General features: G+C 70.5%; 26 protein-coding genes. 15 read left to right on the top strand and 11 right to left on the bottom strand.

Going from position 1 to position 24,459, the window contains the following annotated elements; translation table 11 throughout:
* The first annotated feature begins 2 nt into the window (after positions 1 to 2).
* Positions 3 to 932: a cytochrome c biogenesis CcdA family protein gene (locus A6048_RS16105; protein WP_107746849.1), complete on the top strand. Its 930-nt coding sequence runs from the start codon at positions 3 to 5 to the stop codon at positions 930 to 932.
* Here A6048_RS16105 and A6048_RS16100 read toward each other — a convergent pair.
* Complete coding sequence (locus A6048_RS16100; RefSeq protein ID WP_107746848.1) at positions 911 to 1,915, bottom strand: glucosyl-3-phosphoglycerate synthase; 1,005 nt, start codon at positions 1,913 to 1,915, stop codon at positions 911 to 913. The genes A6048_RS16105 and A6048_RS16100 overlap by 22 nt on opposite strands.
* Before the next feature lie 81 nt (positions 1,916 to 1,996).
* On the opposite strand from A6048_RS16100, the gene A6048_RS16095 reads away from it, so the two are divergent.
* From A6048_RS16095 to A6048_RS16065, 7 genes are all read left to right on the top strand, one after another.
* A complete protein-coding gene (locus tag A6048_RS16095; protein ID WP_107746847.1) occupies positions 1,997 to 3,304 on the top strand; it encodes an acyl-CoA dehydrogenase family protein in 1,308 nt (435 codons plus the stop codon).
* Positions 3,301 to 4,599: a phosphotransferase family protein gene (locus A6048_RS16090; protein WP_107746846.1), complete on the top strand. Its 1,299-nt coding sequence runs from the start codon at positions 3,301 to 3,303 to the stop codon at positions 4,597 to 4,599. The genes A6048_RS16095 and A6048_RS16090 overlap by 4 nt, the downstream gene beginning before the upstream one ends.
* 16 nt (positions 4,600 to 4,615) lie before the next feature.
* On the top strand, positions 4,616 to 5,326 hold the full coding sequence (locus tag A6048_RS16085; protein ID WP_107746845.1) for a histidine phosphatase family protein: 711 nt from the start codon (positions 4,616 to 4,618) through the stop codon (positions 5,324 to 5,326).
* A gap of 106 nt (positions 5,327 to 5,432) precedes the next feature.
* Positions 5,433 to 6,242, top strand: a complete 810-nt coding sequence (locus tag A6048_RS16080) for an alpha/beta fold hydrolase (RefSeq protein ID WP_107746844.1) — start codon at positions 5,433 to 5,435, stop codon at positions 6,240 to 6,242.
* 14 nt (positions 6,243 to 6,256) lie between these two features.
* Positions 6,257 to 8,512 carry an MMPL family transporter gene (locus tag A6048_RS16075; protein WP_235027603.1) on the top strand — a complete coding sequence of 752 codons (2,256 nt, stop codon included), beginning with the start codon at positions 6,257 to 6,259 and terminating at the stop codon, positions 8,510 to 8,512.
* The gene (locus A6048_RS16070) at positions 8,509 to 9,207 is read left to right on the top strand and encodes a lipocalin family protein (RefSeq protein WP_107746843.1); all 699 of its coding nucleotides are present in this window, start codon (positions 8,509 to 8,511) and stop codon (positions 9,205 to 9,207) included. Before A6048_RS16075 ends, A6048_RS16070 begins: the two co-directional genes overlap by 4 nt.
* Positions 9,208 to 9,218: 11 nt before the next feature.
* On the top strand, positions 9,219 to 10,604 hold the full coding sequence (locus A6048_RS16065) for a TIGR01777 family oxidoreductase (protein WP_107746842.1): 1,386 nt from the start codon (positions 9,219 to 9,221) through the stop codon (positions 10,602 to 10,604).
* Between the two features lie 37 nt (positions 10,605 to 10,641).
* Here the strand turns inward: A6048_RS16065 and A6048_RS16060 are convergent, their stop codons facing one another.
* The 3 genes from A6048_RS16060 to A6048_RS16050 form a co-directional block, all read right to left on the bottom strand.
* On the bottom strand, positions 10,642 to 11,286 hold the full coding sequence (locus A6048_RS16060; protein WP_107746841.1) for a TetR/AcrR family transcriptional regulator: 645 nt from the start codon (positions 11,284 to 11,286) through the stop codon (positions 10,642 to 10,644).
* 50 nt (positions 11,287 to 11,336) lie between these two features.
* The gene (locus A6048_RS16055) at positions 11,337 to 12,647 is read right to left on the bottom strand and encodes an SPFH domain-containing protein (protein WP_107746840.1); all 1,311 of its coding nucleotides are present in this window, start codon (positions 12,645 to 12,647) and stop codon (positions 11,337 to 11,339) included.
* Positions 12,648 to 12,719: 72 nt separating this feature from the next.
* Positions 12,720 to 13,154, bottom strand: coding sequence for an NfeD family protein (locus tag A6048_RS16050; protein ID WP_107746839.1), 435 nt, complete (start codon positions 13,152 to 13,154; stop codon positions 12,720 to 12,722).
* A gap of 71 nt (positions 13,155 to 13,225) precedes the next feature.
* Between A6048_RS16050 and A6048_RS16045 the strand changes: the two genes are divergently transcribed.
* Complete coding sequence (locus tag A6048_RS16045) at positions 13,226 to 14,116, top strand: cation diffusion facilitator family transporter (RefSeq protein WP_107746838.1); 891 nt, start codon at positions 13,226 to 13,228, stop codon at positions 14,114 to 14,116.
* A gap of 2 nt (positions 14,117 to 14,118) precedes the next feature.
* Complete coding sequence (locus tag A6048_RS16040) at positions 14,119 to 14,568, top strand: MmcQ/YjbR family DNA-binding protein (protein WP_107746837.1); 450 nt, start codon at positions 14,119 to 14,121, stop codon at positions 14,566 to 14,568.
* 54 nt (positions 14,569 to 14,622) lie between these two features.
* Here A6048_RS16040 and A6048_RS16035 read toward each other — a convergent pair whose 3' ends face one another.
* On the bottom strand, positions 14,623 to 15,756 hold the full coding sequence (locus A6048_RS16035) for an FUSC family protein (RefSeq protein ID WP_107746836.1): 1,134 nt from the start codon (positions 15,754 to 15,756) through the stop codon (positions 14,623 to 14,625).
* A 202-nt stretch (positions 15,757 to 15,958) separates the two neighbouring features.
* On the opposite strand from A6048_RS16035, the gene A6048_RS16030 reads away from it, so the two are divergent.
* On the top strand, positions 15,959 to 16,435 hold the full coding sequence (locus A6048_RS16030) for a hypothetical protein (RefSeq protein WP_107746835.1): 477 nt from the start codon (positions 15,959 to 15,961) through the stop codon (positions 16,433 to 16,435).
* Between the two features lie 35 nt (positions 16,436 to 16,470).
* On the top strand, positions 16,471 to 16,776 hold the full coding sequence (locus A6048_RS16025) for a hypothetical protein (RefSeq protein ID WP_107746834.1): 306 nt from the start codon (positions 16,471 to 16,473) through the stop codon (positions 16,774 to 16,776).
* A 63-nt stretch (positions 16,777 to 16,839) separates the two neighbouring features.
* Here the strand turns inward: A6048_RS16025 and A6048_RS16020 are convergent, their stop codons facing one another.
* From A6048_RS16020 to A6048_RS16000, 5 genes are all read right to left on the bottom strand, one after another.
* Positions 16,840 to 17,712, bottom strand: coding sequence for an alpha/beta fold hydrolase (locus A6048_RS16020; RefSeq protein WP_107746833.1), 873 nt, complete (start codon positions 17,710 to 17,712; stop codon positions 16,840 to 16,842).
* Positions 17,713 to 17,785: 73 nt separating this feature from the next.
* The gene (locus A6048_RS16015) at positions 17,786 to 18,763 is read right to left on the bottom strand and encodes a glycine betaine ABC transporter substrate-binding protein (protein ID WP_107746832.1); all 978 of its coding nucleotides are present in this window, start codon (positions 18,761 to 18,763) and stop codon (positions 17,786 to 17,788) included.
* Positions 18,760 to 19,524 carry an ABC transporter permease gene (locus A6048_RS16010; protein WP_107746831.1) on the bottom strand — a complete coding sequence of 255 codons (765 nt, stop codon included), beginning with the start codon at positions 19,522 to 19,524 and terminating at the stop codon, positions 18,760 to 18,762. Before A6048_RS16010 ends, A6048_RS16015 begins: the two co-directional genes overlap by 4 nt.
* Positions 19,521 to 20,717 carry an ABC transporter ATP-binding protein gene (locus A6048_RS16005; protein ID WP_107746830.1) on the bottom strand — a complete coding sequence of 399 codons (1,197 nt, stop codon included), beginning with the start codon at positions 20,715 to 20,717 and terminating at the stop codon, positions 19,521 to 19,523. The genes A6048_RS16010 and A6048_RS16005 overlap by 4 nt, the downstream gene beginning before the upstream one ends.
* A complete protein-coding gene (locus A6048_RS16000; RefSeq protein WP_107746829.1) occupies positions 20,714 to 21,358 on the bottom strand; it encodes an ABC transporter permease in 645 nt (214 codons plus the stop codon). The genes A6048_RS16005 and A6048_RS16000 overlap by 4 nt, the downstream gene beginning before the upstream one ends.
* Positions 21,359 to 21,488: 130 nt before the next feature.
* Between A6048_RS16000 and A6048_RS15995 the strand changes: the two genes are divergently transcribed.
* The 3 genes from A6048_RS15995 to A6048_RS15985 are packed head-to-tail and all read left to right on the top strand — an operon-like array spanning position 21,489 to position 23,742.
* A complete protein-coding gene (locus A6048_RS15995; protein WP_107747231.1) occupies positions 21,489 to 22,328 on the top strand; it encodes an inositol monophosphatase family protein in 840 nt (279 codons plus the stop codon).
* Positions 22,325 to 22,999, top strand: a complete 675-nt coding sequence (locus tag A6048_RS15990; protein WP_200837408.1) for an alpha-ketoglutarate-dependent dioxygenase AlkB family protein — start codon at positions 22,325 to 22,327, stop codon at positions 22,997 to 22,999. Before A6048_RS15995 ends, A6048_RS15990 begins: the two co-directional genes overlap by 4 nt.
* On the top strand, positions 22,996 to 23,742 hold the full coding sequence (locus A6048_RS15985; protein WP_235027602.1) for an APA family fibronectin-binding glycoprotein: 747 nt from the start codon (positions 22,996 to 22,998) through the stop codon (positions 23,740 to 23,742). Before A6048_RS15990 ends, A6048_RS15985 begins: the two co-directional genes overlap by 4 nt.
* 7 nt (positions 23,743 to 23,749) lie before the next feature.
* Here A6048_RS15985 and A6048_RS15980 read toward each other — a convergent pair whose 3' ends face one another.
* A complete protein-coding gene (locus A6048_RS15980) occupies positions 23,750 to 24,457 on the bottom strand; it encodes a PIG-L deacetylase family protein (protein ID WP_107746827.1) in 708 nt (235 codons plus the stop codon).
* Positions 24,458 to 24,459: the final 2 nt, after the last annotated feature.

Raw genomic sequence — 24,459 nt, 5'->3', positions numbered from 1 at the left:
GGATGACAGAACAGATCGGGCTCGTCGGGGGCTTTCTCGGCGGCGTGCTGAGTATTCTCAGCCCCTGCTCGGCACTGCTGCTGCCGGCCTTCTTCGCCTACGCCTTCGGCACCCGCCGGATGATCGTCGCCCGCACCGGGTTGTTCCTGCTCGGGCTCGCGGTGGTCCTTGTCCCGCTCGGGGCGGGGATGGGGGCGATCGGCTCGCTGTTCACCGTCCATCGCGGGACCGTCACTCTGGTGGGCGGCCTCGTCGTCGTCGTCCTGGGTTTCTACACCGTCCTCGGGGGCGGCTTCTGGCTCCCCGGCCTGTCGGACGCCTCCTCCCGTATCACCGGCAGCGGCCCCCTGTCGGTGCTGGTGCTGGGCGCGCTCTACGGCTTCGCAGGGTTCTGTTCCGGCCCGCTGCTCGGAGGGGTGCTGACCCTGGCGATGGCCGGGGGGTCGCCCGCCTATGGCGCCGCGGTCATGGGCGCCTACGCGATCGGGATGGTGGTCCCGCTCGCGATTCTCGCCCTGGCATGGGACTCGCTGGGCGTGTCGCGCCGCCGGGTGCTCCGGGGTCGCGAGCTCACCCTGGGGCCGATCCGCACCCACACCACCTCGGTCATCGCCGGGTCGTTGTTCGTCGCGGTGGGTCTGCTGTTCGTGCTCACCGACGGCACCGCGGCGCTCGGCTCGCTGATGGGGGTCGACGAGCAGTTCGAACTTCAACTCGCCGTCGAACGCTGGGTCGCCGGGGTGGACGATCTGTGGTTCCTCGTGGCGGCGCTGGCCCTGGCCGCCGTGGTCCTCGCCGGGTGGGTGCTGCGCGACCGGCGTCGCACGCGGGGGTCTCGAGCGCGGGGGTCTCGAGCGCGGGGGGCTCGAGCGCGGGATGAGCAGGCGCGGGACCAGAACCGCCCGTCCGGTCAGGAACCGGCCCGGAGCTGAGCCCGCATCTCGCGCATCGGGGGGCGTTCGCCGGGGGAGACCACGACGGTCTCGGCGCTGAAGCCATGGCCGACGGGGTCGCGACGGTGCAGGGTGAGGGTGTCGCCCGGGAGGTGGGAGTCCGGTGCCCGACCATGGCGCCGTAGCCGACTGAGCACCGCGAGATGCTGGTGCATGGCCATCACCGCCAACGCCGAATCGGGCGAATGGCGGTGGGTGCGGCGACCCAGGTCGACCTGGGCGAGAGCGTCCAGGCCGTACGACTCGAACAGATCCACGAGGATCCCGATGTCCACCCCGTACGCGCCGGCGAAGGGGATCGACTCGAGAGCCTGCCGCGTCCCGGCGTACTCGCCGGCCAGTGGCTGTACGAATCCGGCCAGGGCGGGCCAGTGGGTGGCCAGCAGCGGTCGCGCGACCAGCTCGGTCACTCGACCTCCACCTGCGGGCAGGACCGTGCGTCCGTCGTCGAGCGGACGCTCGTACGCACCCTTGCAGAACACCACGCCGGGCACGGTGAGCAGTGGACCCAACAGGCCGGTTGCGAACGAGGGGTCGAAATCGCGCAGGTCGGAGTCGAGGAAGGCGACGATGTCGCCGTCTGTGGCCGCGAGGGACTTCCACAGCGCCTCGCCCTTGCCCGGGACGTCCCCGAGCGCGGGCAACACGTCTCCCTGTGCCACCACTCTCGCGCCGGCCGCACGGGCCACACCCGCTGTGCCGTCGGCGCTGTGGGAGTCGATCACCACCAACTCGTCGATGAGCGGCACCCGCTCGACCAACTCGGACCGCAGCGCCGCGACGATCACGCCGACCGTCGATTCCTCGTTGCGGGCCGGGAGCACGACGGACACCCGCCGGCCGGCCTTGGCCGCGACCAGGTCCTCGGCGCGGAAGTCTCCGGCCAGGTAGGTGCGTCGCGCCGACCAGTCGCGGATCGGGTCGACCCGATCCGCAAGGGGGGTACGCGCGTTCTCGCTCACCTCCGCGATCCTGCCAGAGGTGTCCGACGAGCCGCCGCCGTGGGACGTACCCGTTCACCCGGGTGTGCCACGATGCACACTATGGACTTCTCCCCCTCACCCCGCGCCGCCGAGCTCACCGCGGCGGTCCGCGAGTTCATCGACACGCACATCGCTCCGGTCGAGCCGGAGATCCACGCCGACATCGCCCGCCGACGTCTGGCCGGCGAGGACCCGTGGGCGGTCGACCCTCGGGTGACCGATCTCCAGGCCCGCGCCCGTGAGCAGGGACTGTGGAACCTCTTCCTCCCGGCCGGCCACGAGGGGCCGTACGCCGAGCGCTACGGCACCCACGGCGGGACGGGCCTGAACAACACCGACTACGCGCCGGTCGCCGAGGAGATGGGGCGGTCGTTCATCGCCCCCCTGGTGTTCAACTGCAACGCCCCGGACACCGGGAACATGGAGGTCCTGCTCAAGTACGGGTCGCAGGAGCAGAAGGACCAGTGGCTTGACCCCTTGCTCGACGGGAGGATCCGCAGCGCGTTCCTCATGACCGAGCCGGACGTGGCCTCCTCGGACGCCTCGAACATGTCCGCCACCGCGCGGGTCGAGGGCGCCGAAGTGGTGCTCGACGGCCGCAAGTGGTGGTCGACCGGCGTGGGGCACCCGGACTGCAAGGTCGGCATCTTCATGGGGGTGTCCGACCCGGACGCCCACCGGTACCTGCGTCACTCCATGGTGTTGGTCCCCATGGACGCCCCCGGGGTGCGCGTCGAGCGCATGCTCACCGCGCAGGGGGTCTATGACGAGCCGCTCGGCCACGGCGAGGTGTCCTTCGACGGCGTGCGCCTGCCGGTGGAGAACATCATCACCGGTCCCGGACGGGCCGCCGAGATCGCCCAGGGTCGGCTCGGCCCCGGCCGCGTGCACCATTGCATGCGGCTCATCGGGTTGTCGGAGATGGCGCTCGACCTGGCCTGTCGACGCGCCTCGGGCCGCGTGGCCTTCGGCAAGCCCATCGTCAACCTCGGGGGGAACCGGGAGCGGCTGGCGGAGGCCCGGATCGCGATCGACCAGGCCCGCCTGCTGGTGCAACACGCCGCCTGGAAGCTCGACACCGAGGGACAGGCCGCCGTCGAGGTGAGCGCCATCAAGGCAGCCGTGCCCCGCATGGCCCAGCAGGTGATCGACATGTCCCTGCAGCTGCACGGCGGCGGGGGGATGAGCGACGACTTCCCGCTGGCCGGTGCCTACGCGACCGCGCGCTCCCTGCGACTGGCCGACGGCCCCGACGAGGTGCACCTGGGGGTGGTCGCCCGCGCGATGCTGGCGCCGTACCGCGATGCCGCCGCCGCGGAACCCACGACGGGTACCCGATCCACTACAGATGCAGGGTCGGGCCGATGAGCCGACCGGCCGGGGCCTCCCCGCTGAGCCGCCGCATCCCGGGTGCGGGTGCGGTGCGCGACGAGGACGCGTTCGACGTCGAGGCGGTCGCGGCCTGGCTGCGTTCCGTCACCCCGGACGACGCGGGAGTGCTGGCGGGAGTGGACCTGGGCGACGACGACGAGCCGGTCATCCCGGAGGTGAGCCAGTTCTCCGGAGGCGCGTCCAACCTCACCTATGTGTTGCGCTACCCCGGCCTGGACCTGGTGCTGCGCCGCCCGCCGGCCGGCACCAAGGCCCGCGGTGCCCACGACATGAAGCGCGAGTACCGCGTCCAGTCGGCGCTCCGCCCGGTGTACCCGCTGGTGCCCCGCATGGTCGGGTTCTGCGACGACCAGTCGGTGATCGGGTCCGACTTCTACGTGATGGAGCGGCTCGAGGGCACGATCCTGCGCAAGGACCTCCCCCGGGAGCTCCGCGCGGACAGGGCCACCATCCGGCGACTGTCGGAGCGGGCGGTGGACGCCCTGGTGGAACTCCACGCCGTCGACGTCCGGGCCGCCGGCCTGGACGACCTCGACCGCGGCGAGGGCTACGTGCGCAGGCAGGTCGAGGGCTGGTCTGCCCGCTACCGCCGCGCCCGGACCCCCGACGTGCCGGACTTCGCGCCGGTGATCAAGTGGCTGGACGCCAACCAGCCGGAAGACGTGGGCCACTGCCTGGTCCACAACGATTTCCGCTTCGACAACCTGGTCCTGGACCCCGACGACATCACCTCCGTCATCGGCGTCCTGGACTGGGAGATGGCCACCGTGGGCGACCCGCTCATGGACCTGGGCGGCGCACTGGCGTACTGGGTCGAGGACGGTGACGGCCCGGTGTTCAAGGCGTTCCGGCGCCAGCCCACGCACGCGCCCGGGATGCTCACCCGCCGGCAGGTGGTCGAGCGCTACGCGAAGGGGTCGGGCCTGGAGATCGACGAGGAGAGCTGGCGCTTCTACGAGGTCTTCGGGCTGTTCCGCCTCGCGGTGATCGCCCAGCAGATCAACCACCGCTTCTACCACGGACAGACCACCAACCCGGCGTTCCGGGCGTTCCGTCCCGCGGTGGCGTTCCTCGAACAGCGCTGCATGCGCGTCATCCGCACCGGTGACGGGCGGCTGACGCCCACCCGGCTCGGACCGCGAGACGTGATCCCGGAGCTCCTCGCTGTGCCCAGGGTCGTCCTGCCGTTGCTCGCCGGCGGGGTTCACGACGCGCGCACCAGGATCGGCGGGATCCTCGGGGGACTGCCGGGGACGGGGAACCGGAAGTGACCGGGGGCGATCTCTGATGGGTGCCATCCACCTGGTCCGACACGGCCAGGCCTCGTTCGGCAGCGGCGACTACGACCGGCTCTCCGAGACCGGCCACCTGCAGGCCCGGCTCACGGGCCAGGACATGGCGGCCCGCGGACTCAGACCCGACGTGGTGATCCACGGTGGCCTGCGGCGACAGCGCGAGACCGCCGAGGGTCTGCTCGAGGGCCTGCGAGAGGGTGCCGGCTGGGACTGCCCGGTCGAGCTCGACGACCGCTGGGCGGAGTACGACGCGGACGAGGTGCTCACCGCAGCCCGGGTGGCCGGGGTGAGTGCCGGTCACGGCACCCTCGACTCGGCGGGCTCATCGGACGAGGCCAAGCAGACGTTCCAGCGTCAGCTCGACGCCGCGCTCGGGCACTGGGCGGGTCTCGAGGCGTTCGAGGACTACCGTACGGCCGCGAACTCGGCGATCGCGGACGCGGCGGCCAGGTCCGGGTCGGGCCGCACGACGGTGGTGGTGAGCTCGGCCGGGACCATCTCGTTGGCGGTCGCGGGTCTGCTGGCCGACCCCGAGGGCGTGGTGGGGCTGTGGAGTCGCCTCCAGCGCGTCACCGTCAACACCGGTGTCGCCCGGGTCGTGGTGGGCCGTGGTGGGATGACCTGTATCGCCGTCAACGAGCACCAGCACCTGGAGCGGGCCTCCGGGCCCGAGGACCCGCGGGGCCTGATCACCCTGAGGTGACCCGCCCTCCGATCACCTCGAGGTGACGGAGAGGGGGCTCCGGTCGCCGTATCGTACGACTGTGGCGGCCGGACACGGTGGCCGTCCGACTGTCAGGAGAGCCCCGATGCCCACATTCCAGCGCGGTCACACGACCATCGCCTACACCGACACCGGTGTCCCCGCCGGCCGTGAGGACGCCCCCGTGGTGTTCTTCGCCCACGGTCTGCTGTTCTCCGGGTGGATGTTCCAGCACCAGATCGCCCACCTGAAGGACAGGTACCGGTGCGTGACCATCGATTTCCGTGGTCAGGGCGACTCGCCCCGCGCCATGGGCGGATACGACATGGACACGCTGACGGTCGACGTCTCCGAACTCCTCAGGCACCTGCAGATCCCGGTGGTCAACTTCGTGGGGTTGTCGATGGGCGGTTTCGTGGGGATCCGGTTGGCGGCCCGCAACCCGGAGGTCGTGCACTCGCTCACCCTGCTCGACTCCGCCGCCACCGCCGAGGAGCCGGCCAACCGCAGCAAGTACAAGACGCTCTCCAAGGTCTACCGCCTGGCGGGCATCAAGCCCCTGCGGTCCCGGGTGGCGCCCATCATGCTCGCGGACCGAAACCTCTCGGCACCCTGGGTCGACGAGTGGATGGCGATCGTGGAGCGCACCGACCGCGTCGGTCTGGTCAAGGCGATCGAGTCGGTCGCCGACCGTGACCCGTGCGAGGACGAGGCCATCCGGATCATCGCTCCGACGCTGGTCGTTGTGGGTGCCGAGGACGCCGCCACGCCGCCGGAGAAGTCGCGCCGGATCGCCGACCTCATCGCCACCACGACCCTCCACGAGATCCCCGGTGCGGGCCATTCGCCGACCATGGAACGGCCCGACGAGGTGAACGCCATCCTTGAGGCGTTCCTCTCCGAATACAACGCGTGAGGGCGAGGGAGACGATGAGAGCCGAGAGCACCGCGGTGGACGATGACACGACGGCCGGAGGCTGGCTGGGCATCCTGACGGGTAAGCTCACCGCCTGGTTGATCCTCGCCGTGGTGCTGCTGTTATCCGGCGCGGTCTTCGCGCTGGCGTCGTCGGACGGCGCGTCCGAGGCCCCCCAGACACTGCCGGACAGTTCCGAGGCCGCCCTCGTCTCCCAGATCCAGCAGGAGTTCCCCGACGCGGGGTCGGTTCCGGCGGTCCTGGTGGTCACCAGGGAGGACGGCGGAGAACTGGGCCCACAGGGGACCGCCGCGGCCGTGGGAGCGGGTGAGCGGATGGCGGAGGTCGTCGGCGCCGCGCCCCAGGGTCCGATCCCGTCCGAGGACGGCGCCGCCGCGCTGGTCCTGGTGCCGGTCGAGGCCGAGTCGATCTCCAACGAACAGGGCAGTGAGCTCGTCCGGGAGATGCGTGAGGCCATCGCCGACGGCCTGGACCCCGGTCTGAACGCACAGCTCACCGGGGGGCCCGCCTTCGCCGCGGACACCGCCGCCGCCTTCGAGGGCGCGGACTTCCGGCTGCTCGCCGCAACCGCGACGGTCGTCGCCGTGCTCCTGATCATCACCTACCGTTCGCCGGTCCTGTGGCTCGTCCCGCTCATCGTGGTCGCCGTCGCCGATCGCGTGGCCGCGCTTCTGGTGTCGGCGGTCGGCGAGGCCGCCGGCGTGACAGTCGACGGCTCCACCTCCGGCATCGTCTCGGTCCTGGTGTTCGGCGCCGGCACCAACTACGCGCTGCTGTTGGTCTCCAGGTACCGCGAAGAGCTGCGGAAGACCCAGAACCGTCGACAGGCGTTGCGCGACGCCTACCGGGGTGCCGTCCCGGCCATCGTCGCCAGCAACATCACCGTGGTGTTGGCGCTGTTGACGCTGCTGCTGGCGACCCTGCCCAACTACCGCTCGCTCGGGATCTCCGCGGCCGTCGGATTGCTCGTCGCCCTGGCGTACGCCCTCGTGGCGCTACCGGCGGCTCTGGCCGTGTGCGGTCGCGGGTTGTTCTGGCCGTTCGTGCCCCGACCGGGACGAGAGTCCCAGCGCAAGGGCACGGGCACACGCTCCCGGCTGACCGCCCCCACGACCCCGGAGGACTTCCGCGAGAACATCCCGTCCGGCGTCTGGGGTCGCATCGCGTCCGGGGTCGTCACGCGACCCGCCCGCGTCCTGATCTCCTGTGTGTTGATCCTGGTGATCCTCGCGTTCGGGCTGCTGGGCACCCGCATCGGACTGAGCCAGACCGAGCAGTTCCGCACACCGTCCGAGGCCGCGGCCGGTCTGGAGACCGCCGCCGAGCACTTCCCGGCCGGCGTCACCGACCCGGTCACCGTTCTCGCCCGGACCGGCACCGAGGCGGATGTCCTCGAGGTGGTCGAGGGCGTGGAGGGCGTCGTGTCCGCCATGCCGGCCGGCGAGTCGGGGACCGGGTGGAGCCGCATCACGGTGACCCTCGACGCCGCCCCCGCGACCGACCGGTCGGAGGACAGCGTGGTGGCGTTGCGCTCCGCGGTCGACGAGGTCCCCGGATCCGAGGCGATCGTCGGCGGATCGGTGGCCGAGGGCGTCGACACCTCCGACGGCAACCTGCGCGATCTCGCACTGATCGCACCGCTCATCCTCCTGGTGGTGTTCGTCGTGCTGGTGCTGGCGTTGCGGGCGCTGATCGCTCCGTTGCTCCTGCTGGGTGCCACGGTCTTGTCGTCGCTCGCCGCGCTCGGTCTGGGGACCTTCGTCACCACCCAGATCCTCGGCTTCCCCGGTTTGGACGTGTCGGTCCCGCTGTACAGCTTCCTGTTCCTCGTCGCCCTGGGCGTGGACTACTCGGTCTTCCTGATCATCCGGACCCGGGAGGAGGCGGCCACCCACTCGACCCGCGAGGCCATGGTCCGGGCGGTCGCCCTCACCGGCGGCGTCATCACCTCCGCGGGCATCGTGCTGGCCTCGGTGTTCGTGGTGCTCGGCGTGCTGCCGCTGATCGTGCTCACCCAGGTCGGCGTGATCGTGGCCCTCGGCGTCCTCCTGGACACCTTCGTCGTGAGGACGCTCGTCGTGCCGGCCCTGTTCACCCTCGTCGGGGAACGGGTCTGGTGGCCGGGAGACCCCCGCCGCGGTGTCACATCCTCAGAGACTCCCCCGTCCTCGGATTCGCCCGCGTCTTCAGATTCGCCCGCGTCGACCATGTCAGCCAGCACCGCCGACACCAAGGAGTCCCACTCATGACCGCCTCGCGCCGTTCCCGGTTCCGTTCACTCGTCACCGCCCTCGCCGTGGCTCCGCTGCTGGCGGCAGGCCTCGGGGCCGCGCCCGTCGCCGGAGCGCAGGATCTGACCGACGGGGGCCGACTCGGAGGAGGCTCCTCGCAGCTGCTGCTGCCCGATGGTGTCGCGGTGGGGTCGATCGGCGGCCCCGAGCTGGAGCAGGTCGGGTATGTCGACCCCGACCGCTACGTGGGCAAGTGGTACCAGGTCGCGGCGGTCCCGCAGCCGTACACGTTGCAGTGCACCAACGACACGACCGCCGAGTACGCACGTATCTCGCCGGACACGATCTCGGTGCGCAACTCCTGCGGTTCGGCCATCAGCTCCGACTCGGTGATCGAGGGGGAGGCGACGATCCGCGACGCCGGCACCAACGCCTCCCTGCGCGTGAACTTCCCGCAGGTGCCGTTCCAGGACGAGAACGGGCCGGTCAACTACCGGATCACCTACCTCGCTGACGACTACTCGGTGGCCGTCGTCGGTGACCCGAGCCGGTCCTCCGGCTTCGTGCTGAGCCGTTCCCCCGAGCTCGGCGCCGAGCAGTGGTCCACCGTGCGCGACGTCGTCGAGGCGCGCGGCTGGTGGCCGTGTGCGTTCCTGACCGTTCCGATGGCCGGCGGGCGTGGCGACGTCACCCCGCTGTGCCTCCTGCCCTGAGAGACGGTCCGATGAGCATCGACCTCACCTGTTCGATCCGGGCCGGCGCGGATGAGGCGTGGGACTACCTCGCCTCACCGGGTGCCTTCGTCCGGATCTCCCCGCCGTTCATGCCGTTGCGGCCCGTCAGTGAGGCCGATTCGCTGCGGGACGGTGTAGCCGTGCTCGAACCGAGGTCCGCGCTCCCTGGACCGTTGGGGGTGAGATTCGGCCCGCGCTGGATCGCGCAGCACGACCCCGCCGGGTACGTCGAGGGTGAGCGTTTCGTGGACCGCTGCGTCTCCCAGCCCTACGCGGGTCTGACCGGGTGGGTCCATGAGCACACCGTCACCGCGGGTCCGGACGGGACCGCCGTGCTGGGCGACCGGGTCAGCGCCCGCGTACCGGGACGGTTGCTGTCGCCGGTGTTCGCCTACCGCTACCGCCAGATGGCTGCGGACCTCGACCGTATCCGCCGGTTCCCCGGACCGGACGGCGGACGCCCACTCACCGTCGCTGTCACCGGCGCCTCGGGGTTGGTGGGGACCGCGCTGTGTGCCCTGCTCGGGGTCGCCGGCCACCGCGTCATCAGGCTGGTCCGCGGGACACCCCGCGGGGCTGACGAGCGGCGCTGGGACACCGTGGATCCGGACCCCGCGCTCCTCGACGGCGTCGACGTCCTGGTCCACCTCGCCGGCGCCCCCATCGCGGGCCGGTTCACCGACCGGCACCTCGCCGGGGTCCGCGACAGCCGGGTCGGACCGACCAGGCGGCTCGCCGAACTGGTGGCGGCACGTGAGGGTGCCACCGCCATGGTGTCCTCCTCCGCGATCGGCCTCTACGGCGCGGACCGCGGGGACCAGACTCTGGCCGAGGACTCCGACCCGGGGTCGGGACCGGTGGCGGACATCGTGGTGGACTGGGAGTTGGACTGCGAGCCCGCTCTCAGCGCCGGAGCCCGGGTGGTCATCGTCCGCACCGGCCTCGCCCTGTCCGGGGCGGGTGGGCTGCTCGCGCCGCTGGCCGCCATCGTCCGGACGGGACTCGGGGGCCGGCTGGGTTCGGGACGGCAGTGGATGTCCTGGATCGCCCTCGACGACCTCACCGACATCTACCTCCGCGCCATCGTCGACCCCACCATGTCCGGCGCGGTGAACGCGGTGGCTCCGGAACCGGTGACCAACGACGAGTTCACCCGTGTTCTGGGCGCCGTGCTCCGCCGTCCGACAGTGGTCCCGGTCCCCGGGTTCGCGCCCGCGCTGGTACTGGGAAAGCGTGGAGCGGACGAGTTGGCGCTGTCGAGTCTGCGGGTCGAGTCGGAGGCGCTCCGCGCGCTCGACCACCCGTTCCGGTACCCCGGACTCCGAGCCGCGCTCGACCATGAACTGGGAGCGGAGCAGGTGCCTGCCTCGCTCTGACCGGGGCTCTATGGGGTGTGGTCGATCGGCCGGGAGGTCAGCGCTGGAGGATCATCGGGACCAGGACCCGCCGGGCCAGCGACCGGATCTCGTCCTCGGTCTCCAGGACCGGCGGACCGTCGGGCATCACGGCGATGGAGTGGAGGAAGCGGCCGGCCACGCTGCCGACCTCCCGGGAGAGCGTGTCGAACTCGTCCGCGTCCATCGGCCGGGTGTGGACGTCGGCGTTCCATGTGCTGCGGACGAACTCCGCGACGATCTCGGTGATGGCACCCAGGACGGAGTCGGACTGGCCGGCGAGCATCGCCATCGCCTCGACCTTGTCCACCTCGACCAGCCGCTGCAGCAGCTCGCTCCTACGGATGTCGAAGACGGTGCCGACCAGCAGATCCTCGACGTGCCTGACGGGGTCCCACTCGAGGGACTCGAACGGGGTGAAGCGGGCGTTGACCGACATCATCAGACGCTGGGCCTCATGGGCGTACATCGCGCGGAGGATCTGCTCGCGTGGACCGAGCCGGCGATACAGCGTCACCCGCGTCACCCCGGCGGATCTGGCGATGTCGTCGGTGCTCGCGCCCTTGATCCCGCGCTCCGCGAAGACCGAGGCAGCCGCCTCGATCAGGCGGATGTCCTCGGCATCAGGTGGCTGGGCGCCACCGCGACCACTGTTACGTGCCACACGGGCATGTTACTTCCCGTGGTCGCGGCGGCGCCCGGAACCTGGCCGGATCAGTTCTGGGGACGGTTCCGGCCGGCCTCGTCGACCGGGTATCCGCCCTGGTGCTGGCCCTGATTCAGATCCGCGCCGGGATCGACACCGGCGGGTTGCCCCGGCTGCGCCCCCTGCGGGCCCGCGATGGCGGCCGTGTCGTCGGGAGCGACGCCACCCTCGGAGGTGGGGACCATGTCGAAGACGCCGGGCTTGGGCTTCGGCTTGGGCTTCTCCGTGGCCGTGGCACTCGACCCACCTTCCGCGGCGGCCTCGGCGGCGGCCACGGACCGGGCGATCTCCGGGTCGGTGGTGGTGTCGAACCAGTCCTCGGGGGCCGACGGCAGTTCGGCGTCACCGTCGGTGGCGGCCGGCTCGTAGCGGAACACCCCGTCGTCGTCCTTCTTCGCCACGGACTTGACGAAGTTCTCGAGGGAGTCGCCGAACTGCGAGGGGATCATCCACATCGTGGCGGCCTCGCCCTTGGCCATCTCCGGAAGGTTCTGGACGTACTGGTAGGCCAGCATCTCCGGCGTGGGCTTGGAGGCCTTGACGGCCGCGTTGACGCGCGCGATGGCGGCGGCCTGGCCCTCGGCCACGAGATAGCGGGCTGCCCGCTCACCCTGGGCGCGGAGCATGCGCGACTGCCGGTCGGCCTCGGCGTTGAGGATCGAGGCCTGCTTGTTGCCCTCGGCGCTGAGGATCGAGGCCTGCTTGGCACCCTGTGCGGTCGTGATCGCGGCCTCGCGCTGACCCTCGGCGGTGAGGATGGTGGCGCGCTTCTCACGATCGGCCTTCATCTGCTTCTCCATCGACTCCTGGATCGACAGCGGCGGATCGATCGAGCGCAGCTCGACACGGGCCACTCGCAGGCCCCATCGGCCGGTCTCCGAGTCGAGGACCCCGCGCAGCTGCTTGTTGATCATGTCGCGGCTGGTGAGAGTCTGCTCGAGAGTCAGCCCGCCGACCACGTTACGGAGCGTGGTGGTGGCCAGCTGCTCGACGGCGACGATGTAGTTGTTGATCTCGTACACCGCGGACTTGGGGTCGGTGACCTGGAAGAAGACCACCGTGTCGATGCTCAGCGTCAGGTTGTCCTCGGTGATCATCGACTGCGGTGGGAAGGTGACGACCCGCTCACGCAGATCGACCTTCGCGCGGACCCGGTCGATGAACGGGATGATCAGGGTGAGCTGTCCGCTCACCGTGCGTTGGTAGCGGCCGAGCCGCTCGATGACCGCGGCCTCCGCCTGCGGGATGAGCTTCACTGAGCTCACCACCACGGAGGCGATCAAGACGACGATGACGGCGAGGAAGATCAAGCCACTCATGGTTTCCTTCGGTTGTGTCGTGCTGTCGGCAGTTCGTCGGGCTCTCTGTGTACGTCGGTTGGTTGCGTCGGTCTAGATGCCACGAACGATGATCGCGGTGGCGCCCTCGATCTCATGCACCAGGATCTTGTCCCCGGCCTCGAACGTCTCGCCCTCGATGAGCGATCGCGCTGTCCACGTGTCGCCGGCGATCTGGACGAGACCGCCGGCGGCACCCACGGCCTCGACGACGGTGCCGTCGCGGCCGGTGAGCGCTGCCGTGTTGGTGTCGTGCTCGGGGAGAGCGGACAGCAGACGGCGGCGGACGATGGGGCGTACCCCCGCGACGAGGATGATCGAGACGAGCGCGAACGCCAGCGCCTGTCCCCAGACCGGAGCGCCGAGATAGGCTGCGGCGGATCCGCCGAGCGCACCACCGGCGAGCATGATGAGGAACAACTCGCCGCCCGCCGCCTCACCGGCGGCGAGCAACACCGCCACTCCGAGCCAGGCAAGTCCTACATGCATGACCCGACCCTACCGATATCCGGCGGTCGGCAGGGGGACGTCTTCCCGCGGGCGGACTACCCTCTCATGACGTGTCGACTCTCAAGAAGTTCGCGTGGCTGTCCGTGGCCACGTCGATCGTCACCATCTCGCTGAAATTGGTGGCCTGGTGGGTGACCGGATCGGTCGGCCTGCTCGCCGACGCGGCGGAGTCGGTCGTCAACCTGGTGGCCGCCGTGGTCGCGCTCATCGCCATCACCGTCGCTGAGCGCCCGGCCGACGATGATCACCAGTTCGGCCACTCCAAGGCCGAGTACTTCTCCGCCGGGGTCGAGGGCGCGATGATCTTCGTTGCCGCGACCTTCATCCTCTACACGGGTGTCGAGCGACTCCTCAATCCCGTGCCGATCGGCTCTCTCGGGTTGGGCCTCGCGATCTCGGTCGTGGCCGCGGTGGTCAACGGCGTGGTGGGGACGCTGTTGGTCCGGGCCGGGATCAGGCACCGGTCGCCGACCCTGAGGGCCGACGGGAAGCACCTGTTGACGGACGTCGTCACCTCTGTCGGTGTGGTGGTCGGCGTGGCCCTGGTGTGGCTCACCGGCTGGGAGGTCCTCGACCCGATCGTGGCGATCGCCGTGGGGCTGAACATCCTGTTCATCGGCTACAGGCTGGTCCACGAATCAGGGATGGGACTGATGGACGCGACCCTTCCCGATGAGGACAACCAGGCGATCCAGGCGGTCCTGGACAGGCACCGGCAGCCGGGCCGGATCGACTTCCACGAGTTGCGGACCCGCGAGTCCGGCAAGTGGCGTTTCGTCGAGTTCCACGCGCTGGTCCCCGGCGACTGGAGTGTGGAGCGGGGCCACGATCTGGTGGAGAAGGTCGAGCAGGAGATCCACTCCGCACTCCCGCACTCGCACATCACGACCCACCTCGAGCCGATCGAGGACGAGCGCGCCTACAACGACGTGAGGCTGTAGTCATGGGCCACCCGATCATGTTCGACGACACTGATCCACTGCTCGCCCGGTTGCGTCGGATCTGCCTGGCGTTGCCGGACGCCGCGGAGAAGATCTCGCACGGGCGGCCGAACTGGTACACGACCAAGGTCTTCGCCTCCTACGGCGGCACGGTCAAGGGCGATCACGCCGATCCCCTGCTCGCTCGCGCCCTGCTGTTCCTCCCGGACCCGGAGGACCTGCCGGCTCTCGAGCAGGACGAGCGAATCGTGGTGCCCGCCTATGTGGGCGTCCGGGGATGGCGGGCGCTGCCACTGGACCGGCCCGGGCGGCAGGGAACGGGCAGCCCCGGTGCCGTGGACTGGGACGAGGTCGCCGAGTTGGTCGAGTCCTCCTACCGGCAACTCGCCGGGCCCCGCAGGGTCGCCCGCCTCGACGCCGAGCAGCGAGGGGTCGACCGGGGCGATCGCTAGGGTGGCCCCGGTGGCTGGGGTCCGGGTACCCGCGCACTCAGGCAGGGGGGCGGACTATCGCACGCTCCGCATCGAGGCGACGTCGTCGATGAGCACGGCGATGTGGAACATGCTGGTCAGCAGCGATCCGTAGACCGGCCAGGAGTCCCGGGGAAGCCGGCCGTCCTCGGCCATGGCGTGCGTCAACCCGACCAGCCGGTCGTGGATCGATTCCATCTGGGCGTCGGGATCGGCGATCGCGTGGCCGGCGTCGCGCGCGATCTCGGCCCACTCACTCCGGAACCGCTCGTCCCACGGCCCCTCCGAGTAGGTGGCGTCGTGCAGGGTCCTGATCAGGTGCCGCATGTGCGAGACCGCCTCGTCGACGCGGCCCAGGACCTCCTCGTAGTCGACTCCTTGGCCCGTCCCGGTCTGGTGGTCCTCCGGCGGCCGGTGCCCGTCGCCACCGCCGTTCTGACGTACGCGGTCCTGACGTGCGCGGACCAGACGTGCGCGGACCAGGCGGGGGTTCGAGCGTCGGCTCTCGCGGGCGAAGTGCACGGTCCCCCACGCGGTCTCGACCTCATCGGACACCGATTCGATCTCGCGACGCCACGCGTCGGCGGCGTCGGTCTCCCAGGAGGTGGAGAACTCGTCGGACATGTTCACGAGGATGTCGCCGATCCGGCGGTCGATGCGGTCCACGTGGCTCGACGCCTGTTGGTCGCGCATCGGAGGGATGATCAGCAGGTTGACCAGCACGCCGATCCCCACCCCGACGGCGACCTCGATGATGCGGTCGACCAGCAGGGGTTGTTGGTCGGAGAACCCGCTGGAGAGCACGAAGATCGCGGTGGTGGCGATCGCGACGCCCTCGTCCCGGATCCAGGTGATCCGGGCGCCGGCCAGACCCACGAAGATCGCCAGGGCGAAAGTCCACACGCTCACGCCCAGGTAGAACCCGATGAGGAAGGACAGTCCGACTCCGATCGCGGACGCCACCGTCGTCTGCACTCCGCGGGACAGCGACCGGTGGACCGTGGCGTGCACGGTGAGCAGGGCGGTCCACGGCGCCAGGAACGGCAGGGGAGAGTCCAGAACGTGGGCCGAGAGCCACCACGCGGCGGTGGCGGCGATCACGCTCTTGACGATCTGCAGCAGGTCTGTCCTGACGTCGGGCCGTCCCGCGAGTTCTCGGAGTCGTCGCATGCGCACCATTGTCGTGGGTGGTGCGGTGCAACGACAATCCCGACCGCGACCCGTCGGTGGTGAGAGGTCCGGTGGTCATCTGCACTCCGGACGGCTGGTGACGTGAACGGCGACCGGGGTGAACAGCGTCCGGGGCGCCGGGTTGCCCTAGTGTCGGACTCGACAAAGGCAGCCGTGTTGTCTAGTGCCCTCGGAAGGACCCATGGACCCCCTCAGTGCAGCCACTGCCCCGACTCTCCCGGCGGTGACGGTCGATCTCGGCATCGACACCAGGCTCACCCTGCTGGCCGCCGGCCTGATCTTCCTGCTGGCCCTGGGGTTGGGCGTGTGGAAGTACCGGCAGATGGCCACGAACGCCAGCCACCTCGCGCACCCCTACGTGGACATCGCGCACCGCGCAGCGTTGCTCTACTCCTTCGCGACCCTGCTCATCGCCGCGTTCGTCGAGCTGAGCAGCTGGCCCACGTGGGTCAACCTCACGGCGGCGGGGGTCCTCGTGTTCTTCTTCGTGGTGGCGATCGCCAGCTACATCGTCCACGGTGCACGGCAGGACACGACCAACCAGTTCGAGCACCCCTCGTCGATGCTGCACCTCGGCATGGTGGCACTGATCGTGGGGGAGATGGGCGGGTTCGCGGTACTGCTGGCGGGGTTCGTCGACGGGCAGTTCCTGAGCTGACGTGCGTTCCGGGCGGGCGCGGTTAGTCTGGCCCCATGCCGCTGCGCCCCCGCTCCGATGCCGCCTCGCCGAGGAAGAAGTCGCCCGACGGCATGGATCTGGGTACCCGGGCCCTGGTACTCGGGGCGGGCTCCCTGGCACTGTCCTGGGTCCCTCTGCTCAACATCATCGCGTTCCTCGCCGCGATGATGGCGGTGGCCTTCGGGCTGCTGGCCCGCTGGCCGACCGGGTGGCTCACCCGCGAGGAGCCGAACACCCGCCGGGCGTTGTGGGGAGTCGTGCTGGGCGGCCTCGCCATCGTGGTGTTCGTGGTGACCGCGGTGCGCTACTCGGCGCTGTAGTTCCGGTCGGCCAGCATTGGCGAAGAACCGACCGACGATGACCCGACCGACGACCTCCCGCCCTCAGTGCGAGTTGGACACCACCCAGCCGATGCCCGTGCGCATCCGACGTGCGAACGTCCCCGGGTGGGTCGCGCACGCCGCGTGACCGGCGCTGATCGGGAACACCGCGCTGTGCGGCAGCAGGTCCGCCATCTCGTCCTGGATCCACCGGGGGAAGGCGATGTCGCGCATGGTCTTGACGATCGCGACGGGCAGGTCCAACTCGTGTAGCCATGACGTGGAGTTGAACCGGGCCACCTCCCCGATCACGGTCCGGTGCGTGGCGAACGACACCGAGGACAACTCCCGAAGCGCCCAGGTGTGGGCACTGAGCACCTCGTCGTCGATCTCCCGGGCGACCTCGACGGGCACCGCGTTGAGCAGTGGACTCGACCGCAGGAACCCGCCGAGGGTGATCTTCTCCAGGGCGTTGCGCTCGGCGCCGGTGCCCGTCGCGGCCAGCACCAGTCCGCCGAGCCGGGAGGGGTCCCGCCGGGCCGCGAGTTGGGCGACGATTCCTCCCATCGAGTAGCCGCCGACGACCGGCTTGTCCAGTTCCAGGTGGTCGGCCACCCGCAGTACGTCCTCGCTCAGGGCCGTGAAGTCGAACGGGCCACCGTGGCCCATTCCGTGGCGGCGCTGGTCAAAGGCGATGAGCCGGTACTCGCCCTGCAGGCGCTGGAAGGTCTGATACCAGTTGAGCATCCCGGTGGCGGCCATGCCGTGGAGCAGGACGACCGGGGTGAGGTGCTCCTCGCCGGTGTCGTAGAGCCTGGTCGTGACGTCGTCGGTGAGGGTGACGATCCTCCCGGCCGGAAGCTGTGCCATGTCCGGCGCCATCCGGGGCAGCCGCGCCGCCGACCTCGGTAGCGAACCCAGCGAATTCCTGGTCATGTGTGTGTCCTCCTCGGATACCTGACCTCGATTGTTCGCCACTTCGCCGCCGGTTGCACGGCCAGCAGTGCGGTCAGTCCGCCGATACCAGTCCCCGATCCACCAGGAAATCCCTCGCGACCAGCGCCGGATCGTCGCCGTCGACGTCGACTCGCATGTTGAGTTCCACCATCACCTCGTTGTCCAGGACCTCGACGAGTGGCGCCAGGACCTCCTCGATCTCCGGGTGGGCGTCCAGGAATTCGCCCCGCACGACAGTGGCGAGGTTGTAGACGGGGAAGAAGCGCTGGTCGTCCTCCAGGACCACCAGGTCGAGGCCCTTGACCCGGCCGTCTGTGGTGTAGACCTCCCCGAAGCGGCACTCCCGGCCGGTGGCGGTGGCCTGGTAGATGATCCCGGGCTGCATGATCGGCACCGGGACGGTGTCCGCATCGAAACCGTAGGCCTCGGCCAGCCCCGGCCAGCCGTCGCGGCGCACGGAGAACTCGGTCTCCATGCAGGTCACCGCGGATGCTGGATCGGTCTGGACGAGCCGGGCGTAGTCGGAGAACGTGCGGATCCCGGTCTCCTCCGCGGTGGCCCGGTTCATGGCGAACGAGTAGGTGTTGTCGACGGTGGTCGGTGGTAGCCACCGGATGTCGTGGGCCTCGAGGTCGGCGTCCCGGACGGCCACCCATTGCGCCTCGGGGTCCCGGACTGGTTCGGAGTTGCCGAGGTAGCTCATCCAGGCGGTGCCCGTGTACTCCATCCCGATGTCGACCTGACCGGTGATCAGGGCCTGCCGGAAACTGTTGGACCCGGCCAGGGAGGACATGTCGGAGACCTCCATCCCGGCGGCGGCCAGGAGGAACTCGACCAGGTAACTGCTGATCACGCCCTCGGTGAAGTCCTTGCCGCCGACCGTCACGCGGACGCCCTCCAGAGCCGGGACGGTGCCGTCCGGGCCGGGTCCCACGGGCAGCGGCACGGATCCGCCGTCGCTCAGCCCGCAGCCGGTCGCCACCAGCACGGTGGCCAGACACGAGGTCAGGAGTCGCTTCATCACCGTCATCGCAGTCCCCTCGGGTTGAACAGGACCTCGCCCACACCGCCGAGCCAGTCGACCAGCAGCGCCAGGCACACCGCCAGCACCGAACCCACCACCAGGGTGGTGGTGTCCTGGAGTCGGTATCCGGTGTCGATGAAGATCCCCAGGCCGCCCGCGTCCACCAGGAAGCTCAGGGTGGCCGTGCCCACCGCCAACACCAGCGTCGTGCGCAGCCCGGCCAGGATGAACGGCACCGCGAGCGGCAACTCCACCGTGCGCAGGACCCGGCTCGTCGTCATGCCCTGACCCCGCGCCGCGTCGATCAGCGCGGGGTCGACGTTCCGGATCCCCACGATCGTGTTGCGCAGCACCGGGAGCAGCGAGTACACGGCCACGGGCAGTACGCCGATCCAGAAGCCGGTCCGGTTGGTGGCCAGGAACAACAGGACGATGAGCCCGATCGCCGGCGCCGCCTGGCCGATGTTGGCGATCCCGATGGCGACGGGCGCGAGGAAACCCATCCGGCGGCGGGTGAGCAGGATCCCCAGCGGAACTCCCACCGCGACCACGATCGCGGCCACGGTGAAGGTGATCTGGACGTGTTCGACGGTCCGCAGGGTGATGGACGAGGCGTTGAGCGAGGCCCTCTGGGTCTCGTCGAGTTCGGTTCCGAAGGCCCACCACAGCACGCCCACCGCGGCCAGCGTGATGAGCACCGGCTGCACCACCAGCCGGGCCGAGTCCGCGCGGGAGGCTGCACGGGACGCGGTCGCCGCGGCGCTCACGAGGGCGCCCCGGGGTCCGCGGCACCGGGCTCGTTGTGGTGGTGATGGATGCGCCGGAGCTCGCCCACCAGGTCGTCGATCCCGATCGTGCCCCGGTACGCCCCGGACCGGTCCACCACCACGGTGGTGGCGCTGGCGGTGGAGAGCAGCCCGTCGAGCGCCTCCTGGAGCGTGGAGTCGACCGTGACGGTGCCGGCCACCGGCTGACCGCCCGAGCGCAGGTCGGGCATCCGGGCCACCAGGTCCCCGCGCACCCAGCGCAGCGGCCGTCCGGAGTCGTCGAGCACCACGGCCCACTCGTCGTCGGTCCCGCGCACGCGGGAGGCGAAATCGGCCGGGTCCTCGGATTCCCTCGCCGTCGTCGCCCGCCCCAGGTCCACGTCCCCCACGCGCCGGAGGGTCAGAGTCTTCAACGCGGCGTCGTCGCCGATGAAGCCGGCCACGGTCTCGTCGGCCGGGTTGGCCAGGATCGCCTCGGGGGAGTCGAACTGCAGCACCGATGACCCGGGTCCCAGGACGGCGATCCGGTCGCCGAGCCTGACCGCCTCGTTGAAGTCGTGGGTGACAAAGACGATGGTCTTGTGCAACTCGTCCTGCAGGCGGATCAGTTCGTCCTGCAGCGAGGCGCGGGTGATGGGGTCCACGGCGCCGAACGGCTCGTCCATGAGCAGCACCGGCGGGTCGGCGGCCAGGGCCCGCGCCACCCCGACCCGCTGCTGCTGGCCGCCGGAGAGCTGGGCGGGGTAGCGGTCGCGGTAGTCGCCGGGGTCCAGGCCCACCAACTCCAGCATCTGGTCCACGCGTTCTGAGATGCGCGATCTCTTCCACTTGAGCAGCCGGGGCACGGTCCCGACGTTCTGGGCGACCGTCATGTGTGGGAACAGGCCGGAGGCCTGGATGGCGTAGCCGATGTGCCGGCGCAGGGTGTCGGCATCGAGGGTGCGGTTGTCCTGGCCGTCGATCGTGATGGTGCCGGAGGTGGGTTCGATCAGCCGGTTGATCATCCGCATGGTGGTGGTCTTGCCGCAGCCGGAGGGTCCCACGAAGACGGTGGTCCGGCCGGCGGGCAGCTCCAGCGAGACGTGGTCGACGGCCGGTCGTTCCTGGCCGGGGTAGATCTTGGTGACGTCGTCCAGGGTGATGGGCACCCCGGACACGGCCTCGTCGGCGTCGTGCGCGGTGGGTGTGGTCACTGGTTCCCCCTGATGGTCAGGCGTCCGAGCAGGACGAGGAGTGCGTCGAGGACGAGCGCGAGGACGACGATGAGGACGGTCGCCGTGAGCGCCATCGGGAGGGCGGTGGGCGTTCCCACCCGGGAGAGTCCGGCGAAGATCAGGTTCCCCAGCCCCGGGCCCTTGGCGTAGGCGGCGATGGCGAGGATGCCCATGGACATCTGTGTGGAGATCCGGATCCCGGCGAGGATCGACGGCCACGCCAGTGGGATCTCGACCCGGCCCAACACCCCGATCCGGCTCATCCCGACACCTCGCGCGGCGTCGACCGTGGCGGCGGGGACGGCGTCGAGTCCGACGATGGTGTTGCGCAGGATCGGCAGCACGGCGTAGATGACCAGCGCGGTCATGGTGGGCAGCACGCCCAGCCCCAGGATCGGGATCAGCAACCCCAGGAGTGCGAACGAGGGCACCGTCAGCGCCGTGGCCGCCACCCCGGTGGCCACTGCGGATCCGGCCCTGCTGCGGTACACCGCCACGCCGACCGCCACCGAGAGCAGCGTGGCCAGCAGGACCGCCTGCACGGTCGCGCTGACGTGCTGCCAGGAGTCCGTGGCGAGCTGGAGCCGGCGGGTGGAGATGAAGTCCACGAGGTCGGTCATCACATCTCGGCTCCGTCCGTGTGGTTGGGTCCGCTCACGCTATCCGGATGGGCACGTGTAGAGGGGTGGGAACGAGGATGTCGCGGTGCGATCCGGTGTGCCGACGGCGACCGTGATGCACCATGGGGCCATGACTGCGAGGCCCGACCGCCCCCTGGACCACGACCTGATCGAGCGCCTCGACGAGCTGCTCGCCGCCACCGGCCGGATCGCCCGTCGGCACTTCCACGGCGAGCTCGAGGCGTTGGTCGCCGGCGACAAGGGCGGTGAGCGGGGGTACGACCCGGTCACCGAGGCCGACCGCGACATCGAGGCGCTGCTGCGGGCCGGGATCTCGTCCATGGCGCCGGGGGACCGGGTGGTGGGGGAGGAGAACGGCGAGTCCGGCCCCGCGGACGCCTCCCGTACCTGGTACCTCGACCCGATCGACGGCACCAAGGCCTTCCTCACGGGGATGGCGGGGTGGGGCACGCTCGTCGGCGTGGTGGAGGACGGCCGCGCGGTGGCCGGGTGGATGGACCAACCGGTTCTGGGGGAAACCTTCTCCGCGGTCCACGGCCGTGCCACCGTGCGTCGCCGATCGGACGGACCGGAGGCGTTCGATCTCCACGTGTCGGGGTGTGACGAGCTGTCCGAGGCGATCATGTACACCACCCACCCGTCGATGTTCGGGGACGACGGCGAGGCGCGCAGCTGCTACGACGCCCTCGGCCGTCGGGTCCGCCTGCAGCGCTTCGGCGGTGACTGCTACGCCTATTGCATGCTCGCCGCGGGCCGGGTCGACCTGGTGGTCGAGTCCGACCTGAACTCCTACGACATCGTGGCGCTCATCCCGATCATCGAAGCCGCGGGCGGCGTGATCACCGGTCCGGACGGTCGGCAGCCGCTGGACGGCGGCACGGTGGTGGCCGCCGCGACACCGGCGCTGGCGGAGCAGGCATGGGCGGTGCTCGGCGTGGACCGTCGGTGACGGACCCCCTCTTCGGGATCGACCGCCCGCCGGCGATCCTGGCTCCCGGCGCGGTGCACGTGCCGGGGTGGATGGACCGCGCGCAGCAGGAGTATCTGCTGCGGGCCTGCGTGGACTGGGCCGCAGTGTGGGACCCCCGTTCGATAGTGCTGCCCGGCGGGGGGAGGATGTCGGTACGGACGCTCAGCCTGGGGCGGCTCTGGACGCCGTACCGGTACGACGACGACGAGGTGGTCCCGCCGCTCCCCGACTGGCTGGTCCGGGCGGCGCGGTCCGGGCTCGAGGCGGCGGTGGCGGTGGACCCGTCGCTGCGCGAACCGGCGTACACCCCCGATGCGGCACTCGTGAACCTCTACGGTCGTGGCGCCACGATGGGGATGCACCAGGACCGTGACGAGGCCAGCTCGGCACCGGTGGTCTCGCTGAGCCTCGGCGACGCCTGCACCTTCCGCTTCGGTACCCCACAGCACCGCGGCCGCCCGTACACCGACGTGCGGCTGGAGTCCGGCGACCTCGTGGTGTTCGGCGGCCCGTCGAGACTGGCGTTCCACGGAGTGCCCAAGGTGGTCGACGGCACCGCTCCGGCGTGGTGCCGCGAGGTGCTCGGCGCCGAACCGGGGCGGGTCAACATCACGTTGCGCGTGACCCGCCCGCCTACGCTGGGCCAATGAACTCAGGGCGCATGAACGCACGGCACACCCCGTCGTCCGGCCGGAACCGGACCCTTCTCATGGTGGCGCTGGTGGCCGTTCTCGCGGTGGCCGCGGCGGTCCTGACGGTGGTCGTCTCCTCGGCGACCTACAGTCCTGGTGCCCGCACGCTGTCACCCAAGACCCAGGTGGCGGCCGGTTCTGATCACGACGATCCCTACTCCGGCCTCGTCATCCGCGTCCCCGAGGGCTGGGGGGCCGAATCGGGCGAGTTGGTCTTCGGCACCACCGCCCTGACCCCGGTCGGGGGCGGCGAGGCCGGGGGCGGGGAGGCCGGCCGATCGGAGGGGGTCGTGCTGGCGGGCGCGCTCACCGAGGACCTGTTCGACCCGGGCAATCCGGATAATCGACAGGCGGCGATCACGCTGGCCAGCGGAATGGGACAGTTCCTACTCCCCGTTCCGGGGCAGCCGGTCGAGGAGCGGGCGGAGGAGATCACCACCCGCGTCGGCGACGGCTGGTCCGTGTCGTTCCGCGTGCTCCCCGCCGTCCAGCAGGACCTCATCGGTCCGGAGGGTGCACTGGTGTACTCCGCGGTCGTCGGGGAGGGTGGGCAGCGCTACTGGCTCACGTATATCGGCCTCCCGGGTGACGGCACCGTGTCCTCGCCCCACGCGGAGTGGGCGGACGAGATCGTCGAGCGCCTGCGGCCAATCCCGGAGGGGTACTACGCACCACTCGGGCAGCCGGGCGCGCCCGCCTGATCCCGGCTCAGGGCCGCATCCGCCGGAAGCTCACCACGTGTCGGGTTCCGGCCAGGTCCTCGCGGGGTGCACACACGCTCTCGACCTGCCGGCGGGCCTGCTCGCGCACCGGGGTCCCGGGGTCAAGGACGGAGAGGTACTCCTTGTGCTCGGCCAGCGCCTCGACGGCCGGCTCGACGAAGCCCTCGACGTCCACGTAGTGGGTGGGCTCCGGCGAGCTCTCGAACCACATCTTCGGACGGCCCTCGGCCGCGTCCACGCCGACGGCGGCCACCAGGTCGTCGTAGGCTGCGCCCACCGCGACACCGAACTCCATGTGATCGCTCTGGTTTGGGGCGCCGGGTGCCCACTCGGGTCCGGAGTACAGAGAGATCACGATGTCCGGGCGGTGGCGGCGGATCGAATCGGCCACGGCGTCACGGAGCGACGCGTCGTTGACGATCCTGCTGTCGGGGAAGCCGAGGAACTCCACCTCGTCGACCCCGACGATGGCCGAGGACCGGCGCTGCTCCTCCTCACGGACGGGCCCGGCGATGGAGGGCGGCATCCCCTCGATGCCCGCCTCGCCGCTCGAGGCCAGGACGTACACCACGTGCCGGCCCTCCGTGGTCCAGCGGGCCACCGCCGCGGACATGCCGTATTCGGGATCGTCGGGATGCGCTACCAGCACCAGGCAGCGGGTCCAGTCGGTGGGGAACGGCTCGGGTGGGGTCATGG

The sequence above is a fragment of the Dietzia psychralcaliphila genome, from assembly GCF_003096095.1.
GTDB classification, from domain to species: domain Bacteria; phylum Actinomycetota; class Actinomycetes; order Mycobacteriales; family Mycobacteriaceae; genus Dietzia; species Dietzia psychralcaliphila.
The sequence above is the reverse complement of the archived record's forward strand: the minus strand, read 5'-3'. Positions and strand labels throughout refer to the sequence as shown.

Bases quoted from the DNA above. Each gene is read 5' to 3' on its own strand.
- A6048_RS16055 (WP_107746840.1), bottom strand. From the start codon at position 12,647: ATGAGTGGCTTGATCTTCCTCGCCGTCATCGTCGTCTTGATCGCCTCC.
- A6048_RS16035 (WP_107746836.1), bottom strand. From the start codon at position 15,756: ATGCGACGACTCCGAGAACTCGCGGGACGGCCCGACGTCAGGACAGAC.
- A6048_RS16070 (WP_107746843.1), top strand. From the start codon at position 8,509: ATGACCGCCTCGCGCCGTTCCCGGTTCCGTTCACTCGTCACCGCCCTC.
- A6048_RS15985 (WP_235027602.1), top strand. From the start codon at position 22,996: ATGAACTCAGGGCGCATGAACGCACGGCACACCCCGTCGTCCGGCCGG.
- A6048_RS16025 (WP_107746834.1), top strand. From the start codon at position 16,471: ATGCCGCTGCGCCCCCGCTCCGATGCCGCCTCGCCGAGGAAGAAGTCG.
- A6048_RS16095 (WP_107746847.1), top strand. From the start codon at position 1,997: ATGGACTTCTCCCCCTCACCCCGCGCCGCCGAGCTCACCGCGGCGGTC.
- A6048_RS16090 (WP_107746846.1), top strand. From the start codon at position 3,301: ATGAGCCGACCGGCCGGGGCCTCCCCGCTGAGCCGCCGCATCCCGGGT.
- A6048_RS16075 (WP_235027603.1), top strand. From the start codon at position 6,257: ATGAGAGCCGAGAGCACCGCGGTGGACGATGACACGACGGCCGGAGGC.
- A6048_RS16105 (WP_107746849.1), top strand. From the start codon at position 3: ATGACAGAACAGATCGGGCTCGTCGGGGGCTTTCTCGGCGGCGTGCTG.
- A6048_RS16015 (WP_107746832.1), bottom strand. From the start codon at position 18,763: ATGACGGTGATGAAGCGACTCCTGACCTCGTGTCTGGCCACCGTGCTG.
- A6048_RS16085 (WP_107746845.1), top strand. From the start codon at position 4,616: ATGGGTGCCATCCACCTGGTCCGACACGGCCAGGCCTCGTTCGGCAGC.
- A6048_RS16050 (WP_107746839.1), bottom strand. From the start codon at position 13,154: ATGCATGTAGGACTTGCCTGGCTCGGAGTGGCGGTGTTGCTCGCCGCC.
- A6048_RS16020 (WP_107746833.1), bottom strand. From the start codon at position 17,712: ATGACCAGGAATTCGCTGGGTTCGCTACCGAGGTCGGCGGCGCGGCTG.
- A6048_RS16000 (WP_107746829.1), bottom strand. From the start codon at position 21,358: ATGACCGACCTCGTGGACTTCATCTCCACCCGCCGGCTCCAGCTCGCC.
- A6048_RS15980 (WP_107746827.1), bottom strand. From the start codon at position 24,457: ATGACCCCACCCGAGCCGTTCCCCACCGACTGGACCCGCTGCCTGGTG.
- A6048_RS15995 (WP_107747231.1), top strand. From the start codon at position 21,489: ATGACTGCGAGGCCCGACCGCCCCCTGGACCACGACCTGATCGAGCGC.
- A6048_RS16040 (WP_107746837.1), top strand. From the start codon at position 14,119: ATGGGCCACCCGATCATGTTCGACGACACTGATCCACTGCTCGCCCGG.
- A6048_RS16080 (WP_107746844.1), top strand. From the start codon at position 5,433: ATGCCCACATTCCAGCGCGGTCACACGACCATCGCCTACACCGACACC.
- A6048_RS16065 (WP_107746842.1), top strand. From the start codon at position 9,219: ATGAGCATCGACCTCACCTGTTCGATCCGGGCCGGCGCGGATGAGGCG.
- A6048_RS16030 (WP_107746835.1), top strand. From the start codon at position 15,959: ATGGACCCCCTCAGTGCAGCCACTGCCCCGACTCTCCCGGCGGTGACG.